20 protein-coding genes are annotated in these 22,953 nt (G+C 40.1%); 12 read left to right on the forward strand and 8 right to left on the reverse strand.

Features of this window, described 5'->3' with window-relative positions; genetic code table 11:
- Position 1: 1 nt before the first annotated feature.
- The gene (locus ACNSN3_RS04220) at positions 2–388 is read right to left on the reverse strand and encodes an MmcQ/YjbR family DNA-binding protein (RefSeq protein WP_054202136.1); all 387 of its coding nucleotides are present in this window, start codon (positions 386–388) and stop codon (positions 2–4) included.
- Between the two features lie 193 nt (positions 389–581).
- Here ACNSN3_RS04220 and yeiP point away from each other — a divergent pair, with 193 nt between their 5' ends.
- Both yeiP and ACNSN3_RS04230 read left to right on the forward strand, forming a co-directional pair.
- On the forward strand, positions 582–1,154 hold the full coding sequence (gene yeiP, locus ACNSN3_RS04225; protein WP_010391355.1) for an elongation factor P-like protein YeiP: 573 nt from the start codon (positions 582–584) through the stop codon (positions 1,152–1,154).
- Between the two features lie 148 nt (positions 1,155–1,302).
- Positions 1,303–1,506, forward strand: coding sequence for a hypothetical protein (locus ACNSN3_RS04230; RefSeq protein ID WP_075170587.1), 204 nt, complete (start codon positions 1,303–1,305; stop codon positions 1,504–1,506).
- On the opposite strand, the gene ACNSN3_RS04235 is transcribed toward ACNSN3_RS04230, so the two are convergent.
- Both ACNSN3_RS04235 and ACNSN3_RS04240 read right to left on the reverse strand, forming a co-directional pair.
- Positions 1,503–3,743, reverse strand: a complete 2,241-nt coding sequence (locus ACNSN3_RS04235; protein ID WP_010391359.1) for an EAL and GGDEF domain-containing protein — start codon at positions 3,741–3,743, stop codon at positions 1,503–1,505. The two genes, ACNSN3_RS04230 and ACNSN3_RS04235, sit on opposite strands and share 4 nt — an antisense overlap.
- A gap of 51 nt (positions 3,744–3,794) precedes the next feature.
- Positions 3,795–6,518 (reverse strand): insulinase family protein, encoded by a 2,724-nt coding sequence (locus tag ACNSN3_RS04240; RefSeq protein WP_418608632.1) that lies wholly within the window; start codon positions 6,516–6,518, stop codon positions 3,795–3,797.
- A gap of 183 nt (positions 6,519–6,701) precedes the next feature.
- On the opposite strand from ACNSN3_RS04240, the gene sixA reads away from it, so the two are divergent.
- On the forward strand, positions 6,702–7,178 hold the full coding sequence (gene sixA, locus ACNSN3_RS04245; protein ID WP_021033112.1) for a phosphohistidine phosphatase SixA: 477 nt from the start codon (positions 6,702–6,704) through the stop codon (positions 7,176–7,178).
- Between the two features lie 54 nt (positions 7,179–7,232).
- Here sixA and ACNSN3_RS04250 read toward each other — a convergent pair whose 3' ends face one another.
- Both ACNSN3_RS04250 and smrB read right to left on the reverse strand, forming a co-directional pair.
- Entirely contained in the window at positions 7,233–8,156 is a 924-nt protein-coding gene (locus ACNSN3_RS04250; protein WP_418608633.1) for an AEC family transporter, read from the reverse strand.
- Positions 8,157–8,173: 17 nt separating this feature from the next.
- Complete coding sequence (gene smrB, locus ACNSN3_RS04255) at positions 8,174–8,731, reverse strand: endonuclease SmrB (protein ID WP_008114517.1); 558 nt, start codon at positions 8,729–8,731, stop codon at positions 8,174–8,176.
- A gap of 297 nt (positions 8,732–9,028) precedes the next feature.
- Between smrB and prmB the strand changes: the two genes are divergently transcribed.
- From prmB to ACNSN3_RS04270, 3 genes are all read left to right on the forward strand, one after another.
- A complete protein-coding gene (prmB, locus tag ACNSN3_RS04260) occupies positions 9,029–9,964 on the forward strand; it encodes a 50S ribosomal protein L3 N(5)-glutamine methyltransferase (RefSeq protein ID WP_008466678.1) in 936 nt (311 codons plus the stop codon).
- 91 nt (positions 9,965–10,055) lie between these two features.
- Positions 10,056–11,153, forward strand: coding sequence for a chorismate synthase (aroC, locus tag ACNSN3_RS04265; protein ID WP_418608634.1), 1,098 nt, complete (start codon positions 10,056–10,058; stop codon positions 11,151–11,153).
- Between the two features lie 126 nt (positions 11,154–11,279).
- Positions 11,280–11,666 (forward strand): DUF4112 domain-containing protein, encoded by a 387-nt coding sequence (locus ACNSN3_RS04270; RefSeq protein ID WP_010391373.1) that lies wholly within the window; start codon positions 11,280–11,282, stop codon positions 11,664–11,666.
- 45 nt (positions 11,667–11,711) lie between these two features.
- Here the strand turns inward: ACNSN3_RS04270 and ACNSN3_RS04275 are convergent, their stop codons facing one another.
- On the reverse strand, positions 11,712–12,410 hold the full coding sequence (locus ACNSN3_RS04275) for a 2'-5' RNA ligase family protein (RefSeq protein ID WP_418608635.1): 699 nt from the start codon (positions 12,408–12,410) through the stop codon (positions 11,712–11,714).
- A gap of 196 nt (positions 12,411–12,606) precedes the next feature.
- On the opposite strand from ACNSN3_RS04275, the gene ACNSN3_RS04280 reads away from it, so the two are divergent.
- From ACNSN3_RS04280 to ACNSN3_RS04300, 5 genes are all read left to right on the forward strand, one after another.
- Positions 12,607–15,792 carry an HD domain-containing phosphohydrolase gene (locus ACNSN3_RS04280; RefSeq protein WP_418608636.1) on the forward strand — a complete coding sequence of 1,062 codons (3,186 nt, stop codon included), beginning with the start codon at positions 12,607–12,609 and terminating at the stop codon, positions 15,790–15,792.
- 166 nt (positions 15,793–15,958) lie between these two features.
- Complete coding sequence (locus ACNSN3_RS04285) at positions 15,959–16,513, forward strand: elongation factor P hydroxylase (protein ID WP_054202145.1); 555 nt, start codon at positions 15,959–15,961, stop codon at positions 16,511–16,513.
- The gene (locus tag ACNSN3_RS04290; RefSeq protein WP_418608637.1) at positions 16,503–17,645 is read left to right on the forward strand and encodes an ATP-NAD kinase family protein; all 1,143 of its coding nucleotides are present in this window, start codon (positions 16,503–16,505) and stop codon (positions 17,643–17,645) included. Before ACNSN3_RS04285 ends, ACNSN3_RS04290 begins: the two co-directional genes overlap by 11 nt.
- A gap of 3 nt (positions 17,646–17,648) precedes the next feature.
- Positions 17,649–17,924 carry a YfcL family protein gene (locus tag ACNSN3_RS04295; RefSeq protein WP_010391380.1) on the forward strand — a complete coding sequence of 92 codons (276 nt, stop codon included), beginning with the start codon at positions 17,649–17,651 and terminating at the stop codon, positions 17,922–17,924.
- Between the two features lie 143 nt (positions 17,925–18,067).
- A complete protein-coding gene (locus ACNSN3_RS04300) occupies positions 18,068–19,627 on the forward strand; it encodes an AbgT family transporter (RefSeq protein WP_010391381.1) in 1,560 nt (519 codons plus the stop codon).
- 311 nt (positions 19,628–19,938) lie between these two features.
- On the opposite strand, the gene ACNSN3_RS04305 is transcribed toward ACNSN3_RS04300, so the two are convergent.
- Together ACNSN3_RS04305 and ACNSN3_RS04310 are read right to left on the reverse strand one after the other, a co-directional pair.
- A complete protein-coding gene (locus tag ACNSN3_RS04305) occupies positions 19,939–21,768 on the reverse strand; it encodes a DEAD/DEAH box helicase (RefSeq protein WP_054202149.1) in 1,830 nt (609 codons plus the stop codon).
- A 160-nt stretch (positions 21,769–21,928) separates the two neighbouring features.
- Positions 21,929–22,192 carry a GrxA family glutaredoxin gene (locus ACNSN3_RS04310; RefSeq protein WP_008114535.1) on the reverse strand — a complete coding sequence of 88 codons (264 nt, stop codon included), beginning with the start codon at positions 22,190–22,192 and terminating at the stop codon, positions 21,929–21,931.
- A 290-nt stretch (positions 22,193–22,482) separates the two neighbouring features.
- On the opposite strand from ACNSN3_RS04310, the gene ACNSN3_RS04315 reads away from it, so the two are divergent.
- A complete protein-coding gene (locus ACNSN3_RS04315) occupies positions 22,483–22,929 on the forward strand; it encodes an Hsp20 family protein (protein WP_010391385.1) in 447 nt (148 codons plus the stop codon).
- Positions 22,930–22,953: the final 24 nt, after the last annotated feature.

A 22,953-nucleotide genomic window follows, 5' to 3' on the forward strand; every position in this document is an offset into this window, starting at 1 on the left:
TTTACAGTAAGGCTTCAATAGCCTGTTTGTCTTTATCTGGCATGTTGTCGACCACCAAATTAAATGAATTATCAATCATACGCTCAATTTCACCTTGTGGTATTGAGCCGTCTAAAATCACTGTATTCCAAAGGCGTTTATTCATATGATAACCTGGAATCACCGAAGGAAAAATATCTCGTAATGACTGTGCTTCATCAGGGTCGCACTTTAAGTTTAGCCACCAAATAGGTTCGCCGTTTTCATCGGTTTCACCCTCATTGCTCAGTGCAAGGGTGGCGAACATCTTATGGTTTACTTTATATACATCAACATCTTTAGCAAAAGGTTGCGTTAGTTTAACTAACGGTTTGTTCATTAAATAAGTATGTACAGTTTGTTGGTTCATGAGCCATTCCTTGAGGTCATAATCGATAACTTAACCATAGCAGCTTTTTGCCACTAGATAACACGTGTTTCAGTCTAAATTACAGATTTATAAGTCAATACGAAGTAAGAAGCTAATCATATCACTTTATTGTTGAACAAAATCAGTTTCGTGGTATGTTTCTCGCAATCAAAAAAACAATAGGAATTCACCCATGCCAAAGGCGAGTGATGTTAAAAAAGGGACGGCTATTGACTTTAATGGCCGTGTATTAGTAGTAAAAGATATCGTACGCTCAGTACCACAAGGTCGTGCTGGTGGTAGTTTATACCGTATGCGTTTATACGATGTAGTAACGGGTAGTAAAGTTGACGAAACATTTAAAGACAGCGATATGCTTAATCTTGCTGATTTAACCCGTCGTGAAGCCATGCTGTCGTATATTGATGGGGATGAGTATGTCTTCATGGATAATGAAGATTACACGCCTTACAATTTAAATAAAGACGCCATAGCGGAAGAAATTCAATTTGTTAATGAAGAAACCCAAGGTGTGCACGTTATTGTAATTGACGGTACTGCTGTAGGTCTTGATCTTCCTTCAAGTGTTGAACTTGTTGTTGAAGAAACCGACCCTTCAATTAAGGGAGCTTCAGCAAGCGCTCGCTCAAAGCCTGCACGCTTATCAACGGGCTTAACGATTCAAGTACCAGAGCATATTTCAACGGGTGATCGCATCCGCATTAATACTGCCGAGCATAAGTTTATGGGTCGTGCTGACAAATAAGCTGTGATGAATTGATAATTGAGAGCCGAGCTTTTAAGTTGCTCGGCTTTTTTGTGTCTGATTTAAAAGGACTACAATTAAATAATACGTTGCTTTAATTTTAGCCAGTTAAACGCTATTATACGCGCCTCAATTTTTAAGCAGTTTGATGACCATGGTATTATTTATTTTACTGAGCGGTGTGTTTATCGCACTTATGTATATTGAAACCATCAAAAAAGGTATGCCTGTGAAGCGCTGGTTATTTTTAGGCGGATTGTTGGGACCTGCAGCGTGGTGTTTATTTAATCTACATTATCGACGTGCATTAATACGCAATACCGGCATAAAAACGTGCCTATGGCGTGCTTAACTTGTTGCTCTAATTAAACTGAGTTTTGATTGGCTTTGTTGTTGTTTTAAAAACGCAGTAAATTCATCTTTTGAGAGTGGTTTAGAGTAGTAATAACCCTGAAGTGTTTCACAGTTAAGCTCTTCCAGTATGCTTATTTGTGAGGCTTGCTCTACACCTTCAGCAACTACATGTAAATCAAGGTTATGTGCAATAGTGACAATAGAGTCCACCATATTGCGGCCACGCTCTGTCTTCATATCATCAATAAAGGCTTTATCTACCTTAAGCGTATTTAGTGGAAACTGTTTCAAATACGCCAGCGACGAATACCCAGTACCAAAATCATCCATAGCTAAATGAATGCCGCGGGCACTTAAAGAGCGCATAATCGCAATGGCTTCTTGTGGGTCGTCCATTACGGTGCCTTCGGTGATCTCAAGTTCTAAAAAGTAAGAGGGCAGTTCATTTTTTTGTAAAATCACATCAATGCGCGAAGTTAAATCGGGTAGGCTAAATTGTTTTGCTGATAAATTTACCGCAACACGAGCGTTAAATAATCCAGCGTCTAACCATTGTTTTACGTCACGACAAGCTTTGTTTAAAACCACTTCACCAATTTCAATAATTTGCCCTGTTTCTTCGGCGATTGGAATAAATACCCCCGGGCTAATAACCCCCTTTTTCGGCGTAATAAAACGCACTAAAGCTTCCATTCCAGCAAGCTTACCAGTACGAATATTCATTTTAGGCTGATAATACACCTCAAAGTGATCTTCTTTTAAGCCAAAGCGCATTAGGTTTTCTATTTGTAGTCGCTTTACTGCTTGGCGGTTCATGGTGTCATTAAAGAACAAGTAGCTGTTACCTTTCTTTTTCGCATGATACATAGCGGTATCGGCGTTCTTTAATAGTATTTCAGGGGTGTTACCATCTTCAGGGAACAGTACTATACCCACGCTTGAGGTGATAGCAAGTTCATGACCTGCCATTTTAAACGGTGTAGCTATTGCCGCTAAAAACTGTTTAGCCATACGGGTGATAGTGAGAATATCGTTGGTGTTTGACATAACCAGCGCAAATTCATCGCCGCCAAGGCGATAAAATACATCATTTTCACGGGTAAGCTTATTTAAGCGCATAGCAAGCTTTGCCAGCAAGCTGTCACCTAACTGATGACCCAATGAGTCATTTATCTTTTTAAAGTTATCTAAATCAAATACTAACAATGCATGGTGTGAATGCTGCTTTGCTAGTTTTTTTAAATCAGAAAAAAATAAATTACGGTTAGGTAAGCTGGTGGTGCGATCTCGATTGGATAAATTATTGAGCTCTGACTCCGTTTTTTTACGCTCGGTTAAATCAGAATACACCACCACGTAATTAGTTATTTGATTTTGCGCGTTTTTAATTTCATCTATCGAAATTTCAAATGGCAGTAGGGCATGGTCGCTATTGCGCAGCTTTACTTCTTCTTGAATATGCTCGTGCTTTCGAACGGTGTCTTTTATAGTTTCTATGTAGCTTTTGTCGTAACCTGCTAAATGAAATTCTTTTTTAAGGTATTGCTCACGCACACCGCCAAACAAAGTTAAAAAGCTTGGATTAATATCAACAAGCTTAAAATCTTTATCATAAATAGCCAGTGCATCCGTGAGTGACTCAACGCATTTTGCAAATAGATTTAGTCGTTCTTCGGTTGATTTGAGCTGAGAAATATCTCTCACCGTGCCAGTCATTCTCAGTGGGCTAAGGTTTGCGTCTTTTTCAATTATTTTTCCACGGTCGAGTACCCAATGCCATTTACCAAAGCTATCTTTAATTCTATAAGTAGCTTCAAAAAAAGTACTCTCTTCAGCAAAGTGTTTTTTTAGTAGGTAATCTACATGAGTTAAATCACGAGGGTGTATAAGGCTTTTATTAGGTGGGAATTCTACTAGATTGTTGTTATTCAACACGTACTTGTCGTTAATACGAATAACTTTGCCGGTTTTTATATTCCAGTCCCAAAGCGTGTCACCACTACCTTCTACGGTACTTTTTAAGCGTTTTTCAGATTGCTGTAATTGGGAATGTGAGCGCTTGAGTGAGTGAATAACTGTTAAAAAGTAAATTAACAGTAATGACATTATTGCACACACGCTAACGACTAGCGCATTTAAGTTCAAGCTAAATGATGACTCAAATGCACTAGCAGAGTAGGCGGTGACCAAAGTGGTCAACAACAGAATGTATTTTATTATTTTTATTTTGTTCATTGTCTTACTTCTTATTTACAAAAGACAATCTAAATCAAGCGCGAGCAAGAGTCAAAGAGAATGCGAATAAAGTGGTAGATTCTCCGATTGATTCACAGATTTAGCGCTTAAAAGCTCATATCTTGGGCGATCAGCATCAAAAATTTCAGCTGCATAGTTTTTTAAATCTTCAAGCGTTAATGCGTTTAAAGAATCTAGCAGGCGTTGCTGCATATTAAACTGATGATCGCCATTGCCAATTGCAAGCCATAAACGTTGTGAACGTAAACGCAAATTTTTGTCTTTTTCGGCAATATGCGTCACTAGCCCATGTTTTTGTTGCAGCCAGGTTTGCTCTGTCAGTTCATCAATGGTTGATAAATATTGACTAATAAACACATTATGCCTGTGCAGTAATGTGCTTGGTTCAAATTTAGGTGACTGAATATAAAAAGCAATTCCGGCACGGGTGTTAAAGGGCGCATAACCGGCACCAACTAAATAACCTAGTTGTTGTGTGGTCCGTAGCTCATTGAAATAATCTTGGTTAATTAAATGATTAAGCGCCATCATTTTTACTTTTTCATCAACATCATCGCTTAATGCTTGATAATAAATCACCATGGCATTATCGCTACAAGCGAGCTCTAATTCGTAACGAGTCACTTTGGTAATTTCAAAGAGTGGGCGCTTTAAATCTTCTATAACGGCTGACTTTTTAAGGTGCAGTGCCACCTTTTTCTGAAACTCAAGCGCTTCATTTTGTTGCCAATTGCCATGTAAAAAAGACTCAACATGAAGTGCATTAAAAAACGCCTGTCTAAACTCATTAAACTGATGAAAGCAGGTATCTTTAAGTGCATTTGCTAACTCGTCAGGTTGTGGATTCCATGGCATTATTTTAGCGCCTAAAATACTAAAGAGCTCACTGACAGGTTTGTTTTGGTTGCTATTACGCCAGTGCCTTACCAGTTGTTTTTTATATTCGGCAAAGCGTTTAGCACAAATTTTTACGTTAAATAGTGCATCAATTAGCTGATCAACCAGCTCTAGTTGGCTTGAAGATAGCCCTGCAGTATGCAGGGTTAAGCCGCCTTGGTGAGAGGTTAAGTGATAACTTAAGCCCGCGAGCTCAGCTGGATAAAATTGCTCGCCAACACTATCCATAAACAAATCAGAAAACAATCGAGTCAATGCCATATGCTTTACATCTTTAACTGCAAAGTCAGAGTCCATGGCTAAATAAAAATGCCCTTTAGCCACTCTGAAGGTGGCATCTTGTTTAAACCAAAAATCAAAGCCAGCTTCTTTTACCAATAATGTTGGATGAGCTTGCTGCGACTCTATTGGGTATAGAACAACATCTTTAGCTAAATAAGGATTTGCGGTAGGTAATAACATTTCACCTTGTGGCTGACTAATTTGTGCCAGCGCTTCAAGCCAATGCAGTGACAATTTTTCAATTTTATACGGTGTGTTATACCAAGCGGCTGTGTGTTCAGGCTCTACACCCGGATGAATCAGCACTAAACGCATATTATGAGGGGTTAACCATTGCATCGCCATTTCATGAGTGGTGGCTTTAAAGCCTTCCATTAAATAGTCGCCTTGTAAGTAATTAACTTCATCGTAATGTTGCATGTTAATACTTAAATTGCTGACCCAGTCAATCAGCCGAGATTTTTCTTGGTTATCAAATGCGATTTGCAGCAGCTTTTGCTTATCTTGATAAAGGCGAGGGAGTTTGCCGATGTTGTTATTTATTAAGCAAATGTATTCAAATACCATTTCAATAATGTCTTCGTAGTATTCAATGCCTTCATCGGTCAGCGCCATACTAATATTAAAGTCTTTAAAGTTACTACCGTTGATACCACCCCCGGCAGAAAGAGCATTGATCCAGCCTTGTTCTTTTAGTACAGAATACAACGAGCCTTGCCCTTCGTACCCTAGTAAGTGGGCAATAAAACTAACTGTTTTATGACGGTAAAAATCGTCAATGTTTGGCATGGCAAAGCTAATAATCAGCTTTTGTACATGCTTGTGTGGCTCAATATGGAGCAACTTACCTAAGTCTTGGCTGCGATAAAGCGGTGCCTCTATGGGTGGCTTTAACTTGCTGTTATTGCCTTTAATCTGCCAGAAATATTGAGTTGCCCATGCCTCAAGAGTATCTAATGATTCATTGGCACAAATGACTAAAGTCATCCATTGAGCTTGGTAATGCTGATTAAAAAAGTCGCGTAACTCATCACTAATACAGCGTTTTCTATCAGCTAATGTTTGTAGGTTGCCTACAGAGAACTTAGCAAACGGATGTGCAGGGTTAACCGTTTCTTTATGCACTTGATAGATGCGCCGGCCATCATCTTTAATCTTTAATTTAAACTCAGCCTCAATCGCATTACGTTCTTTTTCGGTTTCTGCGGGATTTAAGGCGGGCGCTATAAAAAAACGGCTAAATTGTGCTAACGCCGATTCAATATGATTGTTATTAATATCAAAAAAGTAGCAGGTATGTTCCGTACCAGTCCAGGCATTGGTGTTACCACCAGATTGAGAGACAAAATTATTAAAGCTACCGGATTCGGGATACAGATCCGTACCTAAAAACAACATATGCTCTAAAAAGTGCGCTAAGCCTTGCCTATCAAGAGGATCGTCAAAGTGACCAGCGTTAACTGCCATGGAGGCTGCCGCTTTTACTGAGTCCTGATCGCGCACTAAAAGCACTTTTAGACCATTGTCCAGTGTTAGTGTGCGGTAAGCTCTGTTATCATTGGTGCTGATTTTCAAATGATGCTCCTGAAACTAAACGTAAATTGTTAACAACAGATGATAACTTCAGGAATGCGACGCTATTTACCTGAACATCATGAAAGAACTATTTTAAGAAAATAAATAGGTTTGAGTTATTAATATAGCGGAAATTCGAGCAAATTGGCTACTGTTTTATATTCTTTAATTGGTTGATTTTTTATGAAAACAATCTTGATAATGCGTCATGGTGAAGCAACACCGATGCACTCTGATGATGTCAGTAGAAATTTGACTTCTGTGGGTCAGCAGCAAGCTGAAAAAATGGGGCTATGGTTGCAAAAAATGCATGCTCCCAGTGGCCTGTTAGTTAGCCCCTATGTAAGAGCGCAGCAAACGGCTGAGGCTGTTAAAAAAAATAATACCTTTTTATTTGAAGAAACTTGTCACGATGTTATTCCTGAGGGCAATCCTCAAGTTGCTGCAGATTATTTAGAAACGTTAATTGCGCTTCACCCAGAATGCGATACCTGGCTTGTTGTTGCCCACATGCCTATGGTGAGCTATTTGGTTGATCAGCTATGCGCTGGTAATATGCCAATTTTTAATACTGGTGCTGTTGCCCAAATTAGTTACAATGAAGTGAGCCATAAAAGTGATTACATCACTATAGATGCGCCAGCTAATGTAACCGTATAAACTACGAACCTCCCCAGCTTAAAGCCTGACAATAAAACGTGGTTAGGCATATATCTAAAGTAAAATGGTTAACCACACACTAAAACTCAACACACTTAATACTGTAGATGAAACTACCGCACTGGCTAGGGTATCTTGGTGTTGTTTTATTTGGCATGCAATTAAATAGGCATTAACGCCTAATGGTGATGCACTTAATAGCACCAGTACTTTTAACAGTGACTCATTAAGTGTAAATACGTGAGTGCCTAGCAATAATACCAAGGCAGGTAATATGACTAATTTTAATAGACTGGCAATGGCCGCTGCTTGCCAGTTATCGCTAATTTTATAAAAAGCTAAGTTAGCGCCCAATACAAATAACGCACAAGCAATAGCTGGTTCGGCTAAAAGCGCTAAGCCATTAGTTAAGTCAGCAAATAAAGTAACCCCTGCCAAATTAACCAATAAACCAGTGCTAATACTTAACACTACCGGATTGAGTAGCATATTCTTGGAAAATGCTGACCAGGAAAACGCATGACTGGCGCTGTTTGCACTAATTAAAAAAGTAAGGGTGAACAATAATGCGCTATGAAAGGTAATGATCATAAAAATAATGCCCATCATTTGCTCGCCTAATGCGGCAATAATAATAGGTAAACCCACCAATACAGTATTGGAATAGCTACTGCCAAGGGCAAACACGCTATGGCGTTCGTATTGAGGATGTTTAGAGAGAATGTAGCGGTCAATAATTAGGGCAAAAAGGTAAACTAAAATAACCGGAATGTAAAAACTTAAAAAGCCATTTAAGCTGACACTGGTTTGTAAGTCTGCTTTGGCCATATTTAAAAATAAAAAGCTCGGCACACTAATATAAAAAGTAAACTTACTTAATCCCGCTATATGGATACGCTCTAAAAAGCCACTGCGGCTAGCAATATAGCCACATAGCACAATAAATATCAGCGGGAATATAATCGAAAATATATGCACTAAAAGGCTCTTGTTGATTAGCGTCTAAACTCATCACTTTGCGGTAAATTAATTAATATCAGTACTGCACCTTTACCGCCATATTCAAGTGGTGCTTGATGCATAGCAATAACGTCGGGGTGCTGCACTAAGTATTGCGGCACTTTATGTCTGAGGATATGGCCGCCAATTCCGTGTACAACACAGGCGCAGTAATAATGCTTTTTTTTACACTCATGAATAAGCCCTGCGAGCTCATCCTTGGCTACTTCTTTATTTAAGCCATGCAGGTCGAGGGTTAAATCAGGTATAAAATCCCCTCGGCGAAGTTGTTTCGCTAAAAAACGATCCTGACCCTGTTGCACATAATTAACAGTACCGTTAGTGTCTATATCGGGCACATATTCATCAGAAAAGAAAAATTCTGATTGTTGTTGCTTTTTTTGCTGGGCAAATTGCTTCGCTTGTGACACTTTAGGTTTATTACTAAAACGGTGAGTGTCTTGTTTGAACACGCGCGCACCGCTGATACTTTGACGAAACAAGTCAATGTCATCAGGGCTAATTAGATTGTTTGAGTGTGGATCTTTTTTCATAGCGGCAGTCTAAACAAAAAAGTGGTAAAAATCGAGTAAAAAGGTGTGATACCCAAGCAGCTTTGAGGTGCATAGTACGGCGCCAATAAGGTTAGTTTAAAAGCGATTTATACTGCGTTATTGATTTGAACAACAAAGTGACTATTACACTTGCAATCAATGCCTTGTTTAAATTACTTTTAATTCTAACTGTCACTCGCACCTAGAGGTGGCTTGGGTATACAATAGGGCAATCATGGGGCCCATAGTGTGCCCCGATTGAGTTAATTTTTTGAAAGTAGCAGGCAGATAATACTGATGAGTGAATTACTAATAGAAGAAGCAACCCTGGATGAAGCTGTTGCAGAACTTTCAACCTTACACGATTGGCTTCGTTGGACGACAAGTCAATTTGCAAGTAGCGGTATTTTCTTTGGTCATGGCACCGATAACGCATGGGATGAAGCGGTAAGTTTGTTATTACCAGCACTTAGCTTGCCAATTGATGCACCCAAAGAGCTGATGCATGCCCGTTTAACCAGCACTGAAAAAAACCGTTTAGCAGGCTTAATTGCCGAGCGCATTAACGATTTTACCCCAGTTCCATACCTGACCAACATTGCATGGTTTGCCAATATGCCATTTTATGTGGATGAACGTGTATTAATTCCTCGCTCGCCTTTTGCTGAGCTTATTAATAATCGTTTTACACCTTGGCTAGAGCAGCCAGAGTCAGTTGGGCGTATTTTAGATTTATGTACGGGCTCAGGTTGTATCGCGATTGCATTGGCACAAGCATTCGAAAATGCGCAAGTAGATGCGGTTGATATATCCTATGAAGCGCTTGAAGTGGCTGATATCAATATCACCGATTACCAACTAAGTGACCGTGTATTACCGATCCAGTCTGACGTCTTCAGTGGTGTACCTGGGCAAAAATATGACTTAATCGTAGCAAACCCACCGTACGTTGATGCTGAAGATATGGCTGATTTACCACGTGAGTTCCACCACGAGCCAGAGCTTGGGTTAGCATCGGGTCACGATGGCCTTGATGTAACACGTACTATTTTAGATCAAGCTAGTGAGCATCTAACAGATAACGGTTTGTTATTTGTCGAAGTAGGTAACTCTATGGTACATATGGATGCACTGTATCCAGGCGCACCATTTGAATGGATTGAGTTTGAACAAGGCGGATTAGGTGTGTTTGTTATTAGCAAGCAACAACTAGATGCCTACTTTGCACAGTAATAATTAATACTAGCCATTCATCCCAAATGGCTGGGCAAAACAATAGCCGAGTTAATTCTCGGCTATAAGTCATTAGGAATGAGGAAAGTTAATGGCAGGTAATAGCATAGGGCAGTTATTTAAAGTGTCCACCTTTGGCGAAAGCCACGGCGTTGCATTAGGCGGCGTAGTGGATGGCACGCCCGCAGGCCTTGAGATAACAGAGGCCGACATACAACACGATTTAGATCGTCGAAAGCCTGGACAAAGTCGCTATACCACGCAGCGCCGTGAGAGCGATCAAATTAAAATTTTAGCGGGCGTTTTTGAAGGTAAAACCACCGGTACCAGTATTGGTTTATTAATTGAAAATACTGATCAACGCTCACAAGATTATGGCAAAATTAAAGACGTATTTCGTCCAGGTCACGGTGACTATACCTACTGGCACAAGTACGGCCTACGCGATTACCGTGGTGGTGGCCGCTCATCTGCGCGTGAAACCGCTATTCGGGTTGCGGCAGGCGCCATTGCTAAAAAGTATTTAAAGCAGTTTCATGGTATTGAAGTTAAAGCGTGCTTGAGCCAATTAGGGCCAATAAAAGCCGAAAACTACGATTGGGACGAAGTGGAAAACAACTTATTTTTCTTCCCAGATACAAGTAAGCTTGAAGTACTTGATGAATATATGCGCGAGCTAAAAAAACAAGGCGACTCAGTGGGGGCCAAAGTAAAAGTAGTGGCTAAAAATGTACCTGTTGGCTTAGGTGAGCCCGTATTTGATAGGCTAGATGCCGAACTTGCACATTCATTAATGAGTATTAATGCTGTTAAAGGCGTTGAAATTGGCGATGGCTTTGATGTAGTCGAGCAAAAAGGCTCAGAACATCGTGATGAGTTAACCCCTGATGGTTTTACCTCAAATCATGCCGGCGGCGTATTGGCAGGTATTTCAACAGGCCAAGATATAATCGCATCAATTGCCCTTAAACCGACATCGAGCATTACTATTCCCGGTAATAGTATTAACACCGAAAATGAAGCGGTTGAAATGATCACCAAAGGTCGTCACGATCCTTGTGTAGGCATTCGTGCTATTCCGATTGCTGAGGCAATGATGGCTATTACTTTAATGGATCATTTACTTCGTCAACGCGGTCAAAACCCACATGTACACCACGAACATGGGCCAATTAAAGGCGCTATTTAAGCGCCTTACGTTTAAAACTATACTAAACGGGCAATAGCGCGTTTAGTATATACAGGCTATACATCTTTATTGCCGCTCAACAATTTAAATGTGCTCAGCGCACCTAAAAATAAGAGAGCTGTTAGTATGCAAAAAAACAATCAAGCTTCCATCTCACAAACTGAGTATAAAGCCACCATAAAACGGCTCGAAGAGTTTAGCCGCTTTACTGATAGCAGCATTGGTATTCCGTTTACTAAATTTAAATTTGGTGTAGAGTCGTTGATTGGGCTTTTACCTGTGATAGGTGATTTAGCAGGGCTTATTTTGTCTGGCTATGTACTAATTGAAGCGCAGCGCTTAGGTGTTAGCAAGCGAGTAAAAAGCCGTATTATTATAAATATGTTGATTGATTTTGTTGGCGGGCTCATTCCATTTTTTGGAGATATTTTTGATGCCATGTTTAAAGCAAATACGCGTAACACCCGCATACTTAAAAAACATTTAACAGATAAGCTAACCACAAACCCATAAACATTATTAGTTACAACGTGTGTAATTAGCCCTGTTATTAACTATTTATTTGGCATCAAAAAAGTACTTAGCGAGTATTTCTTTTTGTTGACCAAATTGATCAGACACTCCAATTCCAATCCCAATTATTTCCCCTTGTGCCTGCGGCGGCTCAGCGTGCAGCGCTTTTTGTACTAACGCTAATGCAGGATTTTTCTCATTTGCAAGTAGGGTTAAATGCGGCTGAAAATTTTGAAATACATTAGGGCTGCCATAACGTTCAAAAGCCACAAGTTTATTAGGGTAATGCTTTACCCAACTTGGCACTGGTGCTTGATGATCGCGAAGCGGCTCAAGCTTAAGGGTAACCTCATCTGCCAATCGTTGTAATTGATATGATTTTTCTAAGTTTATAAATGCCCAATTACTTGGTGATACACTTAATCCATTGGCTTTTATCTCAAACGACTGATGTTCTTTTACAATGCGCTCAACCATTTGCTTAATTTCGTTTTGTGCTTCAAGTGGGTAATCCGTTAAATACAAGGTGGCATGCACGGGTAACCCTTGTTGGTAAAACGTAGTAATTTGGTGCGTAGCCAATTCATCGCTGGTGTTAGCGACTAGCTCAACAATAGGCTTAGAAGGAATAGCAAATACGTTAATACTTATGCTTTTTGCATAACTGCTGGCAGAAGTAGCCAACAGAGTTAAAAATGTAATAGAGATAAATAGCCACGATAAAGAGCTGTGTTGTTTAACCATAAGAGTGAGTCAATTTAGGTTTTTGGTTGGCATATGGTAAGCGCAATTAAGTGATCAGTAAATAAGTGCATAAAGTTTTATATTTTTGATTTTGTGACTAATATTACTTTAGCTTCATACGGATTATGGATATTGTTTCTAGCAGTATTCAACTCTCTGTATTTATTGCTCTTAAAAGTGCTTCAAGGAAAGTTCAATGATATTTAAAGCGTTAAATAAGTTAAAAAGAACAGTGCGCTTTTCTATTCGTTTAACGGTTGTGGCGGTATTTGTATTGGCAACGTCCATTACCGCCATTATAGCCACTAGCTTACAGTATTACTTCAGCGAAAAAATGGCACTAGAGTCTAACTTGTTGCATTTCAATATGACCACGCAATCTGTTGCTGATTACCTATCACGCATCAATGAAAAATCTGAAAATACTTTAAATATGATGGTTAAAAATACTTCACTAGTAGGTAATAACTTTTCAGATAAAACAGAGCTGCGTAATGTATTGAGCGAAATAATGGAATTAAACCCTTTGTTTTACGCATTTTCTATGGGCTATAGCAACGGAGACTTTTATGAAATTATCAATCTTGAGAGTGGTAAAATAGTCAGAGAGCGTTTAAATACGGTTGATAATGACCGGTGGGTTGTGATCCATATTAAAACCGAAAAAGGGCAAAGGGTAGAACACAGGTACTACTTTGATGCTGATTTTAACTTAAGAAAACAAACCAATAAACCGACGTTTTTTGATCCTCGAGAGCAAACGTGGTTTAAACAAGCAAATTCAGAGCAGGTGAATAAAACTAAACCTTACTTATTCTCGCATTTACAAACTTCAGGCCAAACCTACTCGATTAAAACCAAAGGCAAGGACCATGTGTTAGCTCTTGGAGTTATGGTCGATAATATTTCTAATTATTTATTAACACAACAGCAGCAGTTAGGTATGCATAACTCTGCGCAGTTATTTATATATAATCGAGAAGGAGAGATTGTTGCTTCAAATCAGAAAGATAAGGTTGATAAAAACAAAAGCTTGAAACAATTAACGCTAAGCGAGCAACAGCAAAAAGTAATTGCACAATACCCGACTATTACAGTATCAAACGAAACAAATTGGGCCCCTATGGACTTTAGTGTTAGTGGTACGCCCAATGGCTACAGTATTGAATATATCAATGCGATTGCGCAGCTACTGGGTATTAAGATAAATTATGTTAATGGACTTAGTTGGCAAGAGTTACTTAATTTATTTAAAAATAATCAGATAGATGTACTTCATCCTGTAGTTAATACCACAACGAATAATACCTTAGGTATGCTTAGTACACCCATGGTAAATTTGCCTTTGAGTATTGTTAACCATCAGAGCAACCCACCAATCACCCACATACAGCAACTTGCTGGTAAGTCAGTTGCAGTGGGTGAGGGCTGGTCAATTGTAAAAACATTGCAAGCGCAATTTCCAGAAATTAACTTAGTAGAGGTTCCCAATACAAAAGCGTTGTTAACGCATGTAGCCAATGGTGATACCTATGCGGGAATAGACAGCAAGGCGGTATTACAATATATCCAACAACAATTTTTTATTGATGGGGTTCAGTATAATCAACTAGATGAAGAAAGTGCCGCGCTTTTTTCAAATGACTATCACTTATTATTTCATAACCAAGACGCTCAATTAAAAGCCTTGTTTGACTATGCAGCCACGCAACTGCCTATGCAATTTAAACAACAACTTAGTGATAAATGGCTTAATACTAATCCAGAGAAAAAATCAAAAGTTGTGGGCACTGTCCCCTATGAGCAATTAATTACTTTATTAGACGATGATAGTAATTTCTCTAATTTAAAGTTAGTGCATATTAATGGCAAAGAACAGTATGTATTTATTAAGCCTTTATCTGACTATTTATCGCTAGCCAGTACAGGTTACTTAGCCATTATGGTTTCTAAAGAAGATGTATTGAGTTCTACACGGAAAAAAATAAAGCTTTCTCTTATCATTACTGCTGTTTGCCTTATTTTGATATTACCTGTGTCGTGGTTTTTTGCATCCCCCATTGTTGCCCCAATTAAAACGCTGGTGGGTGAAAATAATAAAATTAAAAATCGTCAGTTTAAGCAAGTCTCAACCTTAAAAAGTCATATTAAAGAAATTAATACTTTAGCCAGCTCTATGGTCGAAATGAGCAAGTCGATACAACAACACGAAGAAAGCCAAAAAGCACTCATGGCTTCGTTTGTTGAGCTTATAGCTCAAGCAATTGATGATAAGTCTCCCTACACTGCGGGACACTGCGAACGTGTCCCAGAGCTAGGTATTGAGCTTGCTAAAGCCGCTTCAGAATCAGAGTTACCTGCCTTTCAAACGTTTAAATTTAAAAGTGATGAGGAGATTGAAGAGTTTAGCTTAGCTGCTTGGTTACATGATTGCGGTAAAATAACTACTCCAGAGCACATTGTCGATAAAGGCACTAAGTTGGAAGTGATTTATAATCGTATTCATGAAGTAAGAACACGGTTTGAAGTCCTTTGGCGAGATGCCGAGCTTGATTACTACAAGTCATTGCAACAAACCCCAAAAAATCAGAGTGAGCTAGCTAAGCAGTTGGCAGCTAAACATCAACAATTACTGGACGATTTTGCCTTTATTGCACAGTGTAATATTGGCGGCGAAAAAATCACAGCAGCCTCGCTTGAGCGTTTAACCTTGCTAAGCAATGTTACTTGGGTGCGGCACTTTGACGATAAGCTAGGGCTTTCACCTATCGAAATGTATCGCTATGCACAAACGAGTGACACGCTGCCTGCTACTGAAAAGCTACTCAGCGATAAGCCTTGGCATTTAATTCCTCATGATAAACCGATTGAATATGACGAGCGTTTAGGAATAAAAATTGCTCCGTGTAAATATAAATATAATTTAGGGGAGCTTTATAATTTACAAACTTCTAGAGGCACCCTTACCGCAGAAGATAGGTTTAAAATTAATGAGCATATTATAAGTACCATACGTATGCTCGATACATTACCATTTCCTAAAGAGTTGGAGCGTGTCCCGCGTTTTGCCTCTACTCACCATGAAACATTAAAAGGAACTGGCTATCCTCGTAAACTAAGTGCCGATGATTTATCGATACCTGAACGGGTGCTGGTACTTGCTGACATTTTTGAAGCATTAACTGCAGCCGACAGGCCCTATAAAAAGGCAAAAACACTCAGTGAGTCCATTGGTATATTAGCTAAAATGGTGGCCGATCATCATGTTGATAAAGCCGTATTTGAATTATTTTTAAGTTCAGGTATTTATCTTGATTATGCTAAGCGCTATCTCAATGCTGAACAAATAGATGAAGTAGATATTTCTAAATATATAACCTAGGGCCAAAGCGTTAAAATTAAACCGCTTAGCGCTAACAATGTTTTTAATCACTTGTTTTTTTACTTTGTAGATAAAAGTACGTACAATTCGCTTCGTTTTTAGTGTGCTTTATACTAATTTCATCTGTCTTTAAAGCATCGGGTTCAAACGAGTATACGAAGTATTTATGCACCAAGTAGCTGATCTGATTTCTATTTTCGAACACACTTTTTACCAAAGCTATAACACGCGTTTGGTAAAAGGTGAGCATGAGCCTATTTACATTCCCGCAAATGATACAACCCCGCATCATCAAATTGTGTTTGCCCATGGTTTTTATGCCAGTGCATTGCATGAAATAGCTCATTGGTTAGTGGCAGGTTCTCAGCGCCGTTTAAGTGAAGACTATGGTTATTGGTATTGCCCTGATGGGCGCGATGCTACACAGCAAGCGGAATTTGAATCAGTAGAGGTAAAACCTCAAGCAATAGAGTGGGCATTGAGTGTGGCTGCCGGGTTTGATTTTAACGTATCGGTAGATAATTTAAATGGTGAGCAAACTTGTCGATTTGCGTTTCAGTCTCGCGTTCATGCAAAGTTATTAGAGTTATTGCAAAACGGGTTTAACCCAAGAACAACCTTACTATTAAAAGCACTATGTAAATTTTATAACACCACGTGGCCATTACATGCTGCGCAGTTTACATGGCGTTCTCCCGAGGAGTTAAAAGATGCAGTTTAAGTTAGGATTGATTGTAAATCCGGTCGCAGGGCTCGGTGGTACTGTGGCGCTTAAGGGCAGTGACGGTGAAGATACCGCAGCTAAAGCCATTGCATTAGGTGCAGAGCCTAAGTCAAATAGCCGCACTAAAGCTGCACTTGAAGTGCTTGTACCTCATCAATCAAACATTACTATTTATACTGTTAATGATGAAATGGGGGAGCAAACAGCAAAAGCGTTGGGCTTTAATACGCAAGTGGTTTATCAAAGTAACTCACCCACAACCAGTGATGATACCGAAGCTGCAGCTCGTTTATTACAGCAACAAGGTGTAGATTTAATCTTATTTGCTGGTGGCGACGGAACGGCGCGCAACATTTGCCATGCTGTAGAAGACTCGGTACCCGTGTTGGGCATTCCTGCTGGGTGTAAAATTCATTCCGGCGTCTATGCCATAACGCCAAAAGCCGCAGGCCGTGTAGTTGAAATGCTGGTAAAAGGTGAGCTGGTAACATTAAGCGATGCTGATGTGATGGACATTGATGAAGTGGCTTTTCGCCAAGGAACAGTAAAAGCAAAACGTTATGGTGAAATGCAAGTGCCAAGTGAAGTGCGCTATGTACAAGCGGTTAAAAATGGCGGTAAAGAAACTGACGAGCTGGTGCTAGCAGATATAGCTGCTTATGTCGTTAGTGAAATGGATGCCGATACCCTCTATGTCATGGGTAGTGGCTCTACCGTTGGCGCAGTGATGGAAGAGATGGGGCTTGAAAACACCTTACTCGGTGTTGATCTCGTTGAAGATCAAGCTTTAGTAGGCCAAGACCTAACAGCCCAGCAACTTCTTGAACTTACCAAAGAACGTGAAACAAAGTTAGTGATCACCCTAATTGGCGGCCAAGGGCATATTTTTGGTCGAGGCAATCAACAACTCAGCCCAGCGTTAATTAAAGCGATAGGCCGCGATAATATTATTGTGGTGGCTACTAAAACAAAATTACAGGCTTTAAATGGCCGACCGCTGATTTGTGATACCGGTGATAGCAAATTAGATGATGAATTAAGCGGTTATATACGTGTAACCAGTGGGTTTAACGACCATATTATGTATGCAGTAGGTCATCAAGATGGGCTGCACCCAGAGGAGAAGTAACACATGAGTTTAGTAAATTACATAGATGCTGCGCAGCAATATTTTGATGATTTAGTGATAAAAGCAACCGATGACGAGTTATTTGCCGGCGGTTATTTACGCGGCCACTTTGATTTAGCCGTAGGTTATGCACAAGTTGAAGAATTAAATCTAGAAATTGCAGAACTAAACGACACGGTTGAAAAAAGCTTAGTAAAAGCTTATCGCAATGGCGAACTTAATGAAGATGATAAAGCACTCGTAGTAAGAATATGGGATGAAGTAAAAGCACTCGCATAAGCTTTTTTTATTCATTAAAAATAGCGCGGCTACTGAGCCGCGTTTTTTTGTGCCTAAAAAAGAACTTGTTTATTCAGTTAAAATTTACCTCATTCCTTAGATACGCTAAAGTAGCACAGTCTAAATTCTAGGGAACAAGTGAAATGAATAACAATAATGATGCGACAATGCCAACTGGCATAGTTGCGCGATTTTTAAATTTTGTTGAGCGGGTAGGTAATAAGCTTCCTGATCCAGCAATTATCTTTTTGTTTGCCATGTTATTAATCTGGTTTTTGTCTTGGTGGTTTTCAAGCGTCACATTTGATGCAATAGACCCTCGTACTGGCGAAGCCATTATCATTAATAACATGCTTGCCAGCGATTCGTTGGCCACTTTTTTATCTTCTATGGTAAAAACATTCACCGGTTTTGCGCCACTGGGTGTAGTACTGGTTGCTATGCTAGGTGTAGGCGTTGCAGAGCATTCGGGCTTTATTAATACCGGCCTTAAATTAATGCTCAAAGTAACGCCTAGAAAATTACTAACACCCTCAATTATTTTGGTAGCTATTGTGAGCCATACGGCTACCGATGCAGGGTATGTGCTGGTTATTCCACTTGCTGGGGTAATATTTTTTGCAGCAGGTCGTCATCCGCTTGCCGGTATTGCAGCGGCATTTGCCGGGGTAAGTGGTGGCTTTGGGGCTAACTTTATCCCATCTGGGATTGACCCATTACTGCAAAGTTTTACGCAAAGTGCAGCACAAATTATTAATCCAACAATGAGCATTAACCCGCTTAATAACTGGGGCTTTGCTTCAGCATCAAGTTTATTTATTGTGATGCTAGGTTGGTATATCACCGATAAAATTATTGAACCACGTTTAAAAAATTCCCCAGTAGATGGCGAAACTCAAGACCTACCAGCATTTGAAGATGCGCGTAGTGACGAAAAGCGCGCCTTTCTTATTGCTAGTTCCGTAATGATTGCAGGTATTGCGTTATTAGCGTACGTATCCGCACCCGCTGATTCAGCGATGCGCAGCAGCGATGGTTCTTTAACAAACTTTAGTTCACCACTAATGCAGTCAATAGTGCCGCTAATCTTCTTACTGTTTTGGATCCCAGGCGCAGTATATGGTTTTACCGTAGGCACCTTTAAAAGCTCTAAAGACATGATAGATGCGATGAGCAAAGCCATGAATGGTATGGCGTATTACATTGTTATGGCATTCTTTTGTTCATTATTTATTGCAGCATTTAGTAAATCAAACCTAGGTGCTTTACTGGCAATTGAAGGGGCTCAAGTATTAAAAGCAATGGAGTTACCGAGCTCTGTAACGGTGGTAGGGATTATTTTCCTAACTGGTTTTGTAAACTTGTTTGTTGGTTCAAGCTCGGCTAAGTGGGCACTATTAGGTCCGGTATTTGTACCTATGCTAATGCAGCTCGGTATTTCGCCAGACTTAACGCAAGCAGCGTACCGTGTGGGAGATTCTAGTTCTAATATTATCACCCCGCTAATGCCATACTTCCCGCTGGTGGTGGTGTACTGTCAAAAATACGTTAAAGGCACAGGCATAGGTACGCTTATCGCGATGATGCTACCGTATTCAATTGCCTTTATGATCGGTTGGAGTATCTTCTTGCTAGGCTACTGGGCACTTGGTATCCCATTAGGACTTGATGCCAGCTACGTGTACCCAGCAGTAGCGCCTTAACAAATATAATCGCTATAAAAAAGTAGAAGCCCCACCATGAACTGGTGGGGCTTTTTTGTGTTAAATGCATTATTCATAAAGAGGTTTGAGGTATCAAAGGCTAGTGGGGGCGGGTCACGAGGTTCGAGCTGTGGGGAGCGGACTAAGTGAATTATTTACAAAGGGGTGTAGGTACACTGCACTTTAAAGCTCATAAAAGTTGGCGGCGAGTTAGCGAGTTATGAAAATTGAGCTGACCTGATACCTGAATTCCAGACACAAAAAAACCTTGGCACTTTCGTGGCAAGGTTTTTTTACTAAAGAGTCGTTGCTTACTTAGCGGTGAAGCTAACTGGGCGACGTTCTTTACGAGGGCCGCTACGCTTATCAGGGCGTTGACCATCTTTATTAAAGCTACGCTTCTTGTCACCAGCAGGGCGTTCAGAACGCTCGCCGCGTGGCTCAGAAGGGCCTTGATCTTGTGTTAATGTCATACCCATTGGGCGTTTACAAATAAACACTTTTTGGAAGTGATCAAGTACATCTTTAGGCATGTTTTGCGGTAATTGTACCGTACTGTGACTGTCGTGAAGACGAATGTCACCAATAAACTTGCTTGAAATGTCTGCTTCGTTAGCAATTGCACCAACAATGTTCTTAACCTGAACACCATGCTCACGACCTACTTCGATACGGTACGTATCCATAGGACCTGCATCACGGCTATTACGCTCGCGAGGTTTACGCTCAGCGCGCTCACCGCCACGTTCGTTACGACGACCACGGTCACCACGATCATTACGGTCGTTGCGAGGGTTGCGTTCGTTACGTTCACGCGGTTGAATCTTAACTTCTTCAACTTTAATTGGTGATTGTTGCTGTGCTAAACACAGTAATGCACCCGCTAAGTCTTCAGGAGCAAGCTCAAGTTTTTGTGCCATGTTGGCAGCCACTTCGTTGAAGAAAGTAATATCTTTGTTTTCAAGTGCAAGCGTAAGCTTTTCTTGAAGCGCATTGATACGTTTCTCTTCAACAACTTTAGCTGTTGGTAATTCAACTTGTGCGATTTCAGATTTAGTATGACGAATGATATTTTTAAGTAAATAACGCTCGTTATGCTTAACGAAAAGAATCGCTTTACCAGTACGACCAGCACGACCTGTACGGCCGATACGGTGAACGTAGGCTTCAGAATCTTGTGGAATGTCGTAGTTGATAACTAAGCTTAAACGGTCTACATCAAGACCACGTGCCGCTACGTCTGTTGCAATAACAACGTTTAGCATGCCGCTTTTTAAACGATCAACTGTGCGCTCACGCGCTTGCTGGTTCATGTCACCGTTAAGTGGAGCAGCAGAGAAACCTTCGCGCTCTAATAACTCAGCTAGTTGAACTGTATCGTTACGTGTACGTACGAAAACAATAGCACCTTCATATTGTTCTGCTTCTAAGAAACGAACAATGGCTTTGTTTTTATGTACGTGTGCATTCCAAAACACTTGCTCTACTGACGATACAGTTGAGTTGCGTGCAGAAATATGAACCTGTTCAGGATTGTTCATATATTTGCTGCTGATGTTTTGAATTTGCTTAGGCATAGTCGCAGAGAAAAGACATGTTTGCTTTTCACGCGGCGTTTTTTCCATGATGTTTTCAACATCATCGATAAAGCCCATACGTAGCATTTCATCGGCTTCATCAAGTACAAGTGCTTGTAAAGCATCAAACTTGATAGTGCCACGGTTTATGTGATCGATTAAACGACCCGGTGTAGCAACAATAATCTGTGCGCCACGACGAAGTGCGCTCAACTGGATGCTGTAGCTCTGGCCACCATATAGTGCCAGTACTTCAACACCACGAGTGTGTTTTGCATATTGTTCAAATGCCTCAGCTACTTGGATCGCAAGCTCACGGGTTGGTGTGAGTACAAGGATCTGTGGCTGTTTCACAGACGGGTCAATATTATTTAGTAATGGCAGTGCAAATGCTGCTGTTTTACCTGTACCCGTTTGTGCTAGTCCCAGTACGTCCTTTCTTTCTAGCAATAACGGTATACATTGAGCTTGGATTTCAGATGGTGTCTTGTAACCCAACTCTTCAACTGCCTTTAAAATTGCAGGAGAAAGATTTAGAGATTCAAACGTGACTGGTTCTGACATTAATACGCCTCAACGAATTTAAAGAGGCGCGCATTGTATAGGAAATACGAGGCAAATGCTTGTATAAATTACAACTAATTTATATGTGGTTGATGTTGGTCGAAATTTAACCAGCTCAAGTTGTGCGTTAATTAAGCTGGTTAACAATATACCTACAAATTTACTGGTAAAGGCCTAGGTTTTCTTTGGCATAGGCTTCAAATTCAGTAAAACCACCAATGTGTGTTTGGTCTACAAAAATTTGTGGCACAGTCGGGCATGGTTTGCCTGCAGATTTCTCTAAATCTTCTTTACTGATACCTTCTTTGATGATGTCGATGTAGCGGTATTTAAAATCATCGCGGTCATTAGCAAGTTGCTCTGCAACATCTTTAGCGCGAACACAAAAAGGGCAGCCTTCACGGCCAAAAATTACTGTTAACATAACGCTCTCCTCAAATTAATTGATCCTAGTGTAACTAATTTCATTATTTATTACAGTGCAAAAAAACGATTATTGTGTTCGCTTTTTTTAGGGCCTGTAAAAAAAATAAAAAATATTTTATAAAAAATCTTGAAATAAAATTGTCCGCCCATAAATAGTTATTTGAGGACGCCTGATGGGTCTTCATTTAAACAGAACTATTTGAAAGTTATATTATTAATTAAATTTTGCCGTTACTTGTTCAAACGAAAAGTGGCAGCAATATATCGCTTAAATATGAGGATATTATTATGCGTACAGTAGATTTATCACCCCTATACCGTTCATTCATTGGTTTCGATCACTTAGCATCATTAATGGATGCCGCTGCACGAACTGACAAGCAGCCAAGTTTTCCTCCATACAACATCGAAGCACTTGATAAAGACAAATACCGTATCACTATGGCAGTTGCTGGATTTAGTGAAGACGAGTTAAGCCTGCAATCTGAAAACAACACGTTAGTTGTATCAGGCACTAAAGCAGGTAAAGATCAAAACGATGAACGTAAATTCATTCATCAAGGCATTGCCGAGCGCAACTTTGAGCGTAAGTTCCAGTTAGGTGACCACGTTAAAGTACTTGGCGCAGACCTAGCTAACGGCTTACTAAGCATCGACCTTGAACGTGAGATCCCAGAAGCGCTGAAGCCACGTAAAATTGAAATTGGCTCAGGCAATATGCTAGAAAGTAAATAGCTTAGATAGCACACGTATTTTCCC

The sequence above is a fragment of the Pseudoalteromonas sp. US3C1004 genome (assembly GCF_048401065.1).
Classification (GTDB): Bacteria; Pseudomonadota; Gammaproteobacteria; order Enterobacterales; family Alteromonadaceae; genus Pseudoalteromonas; species Pseudoalteromonas undina.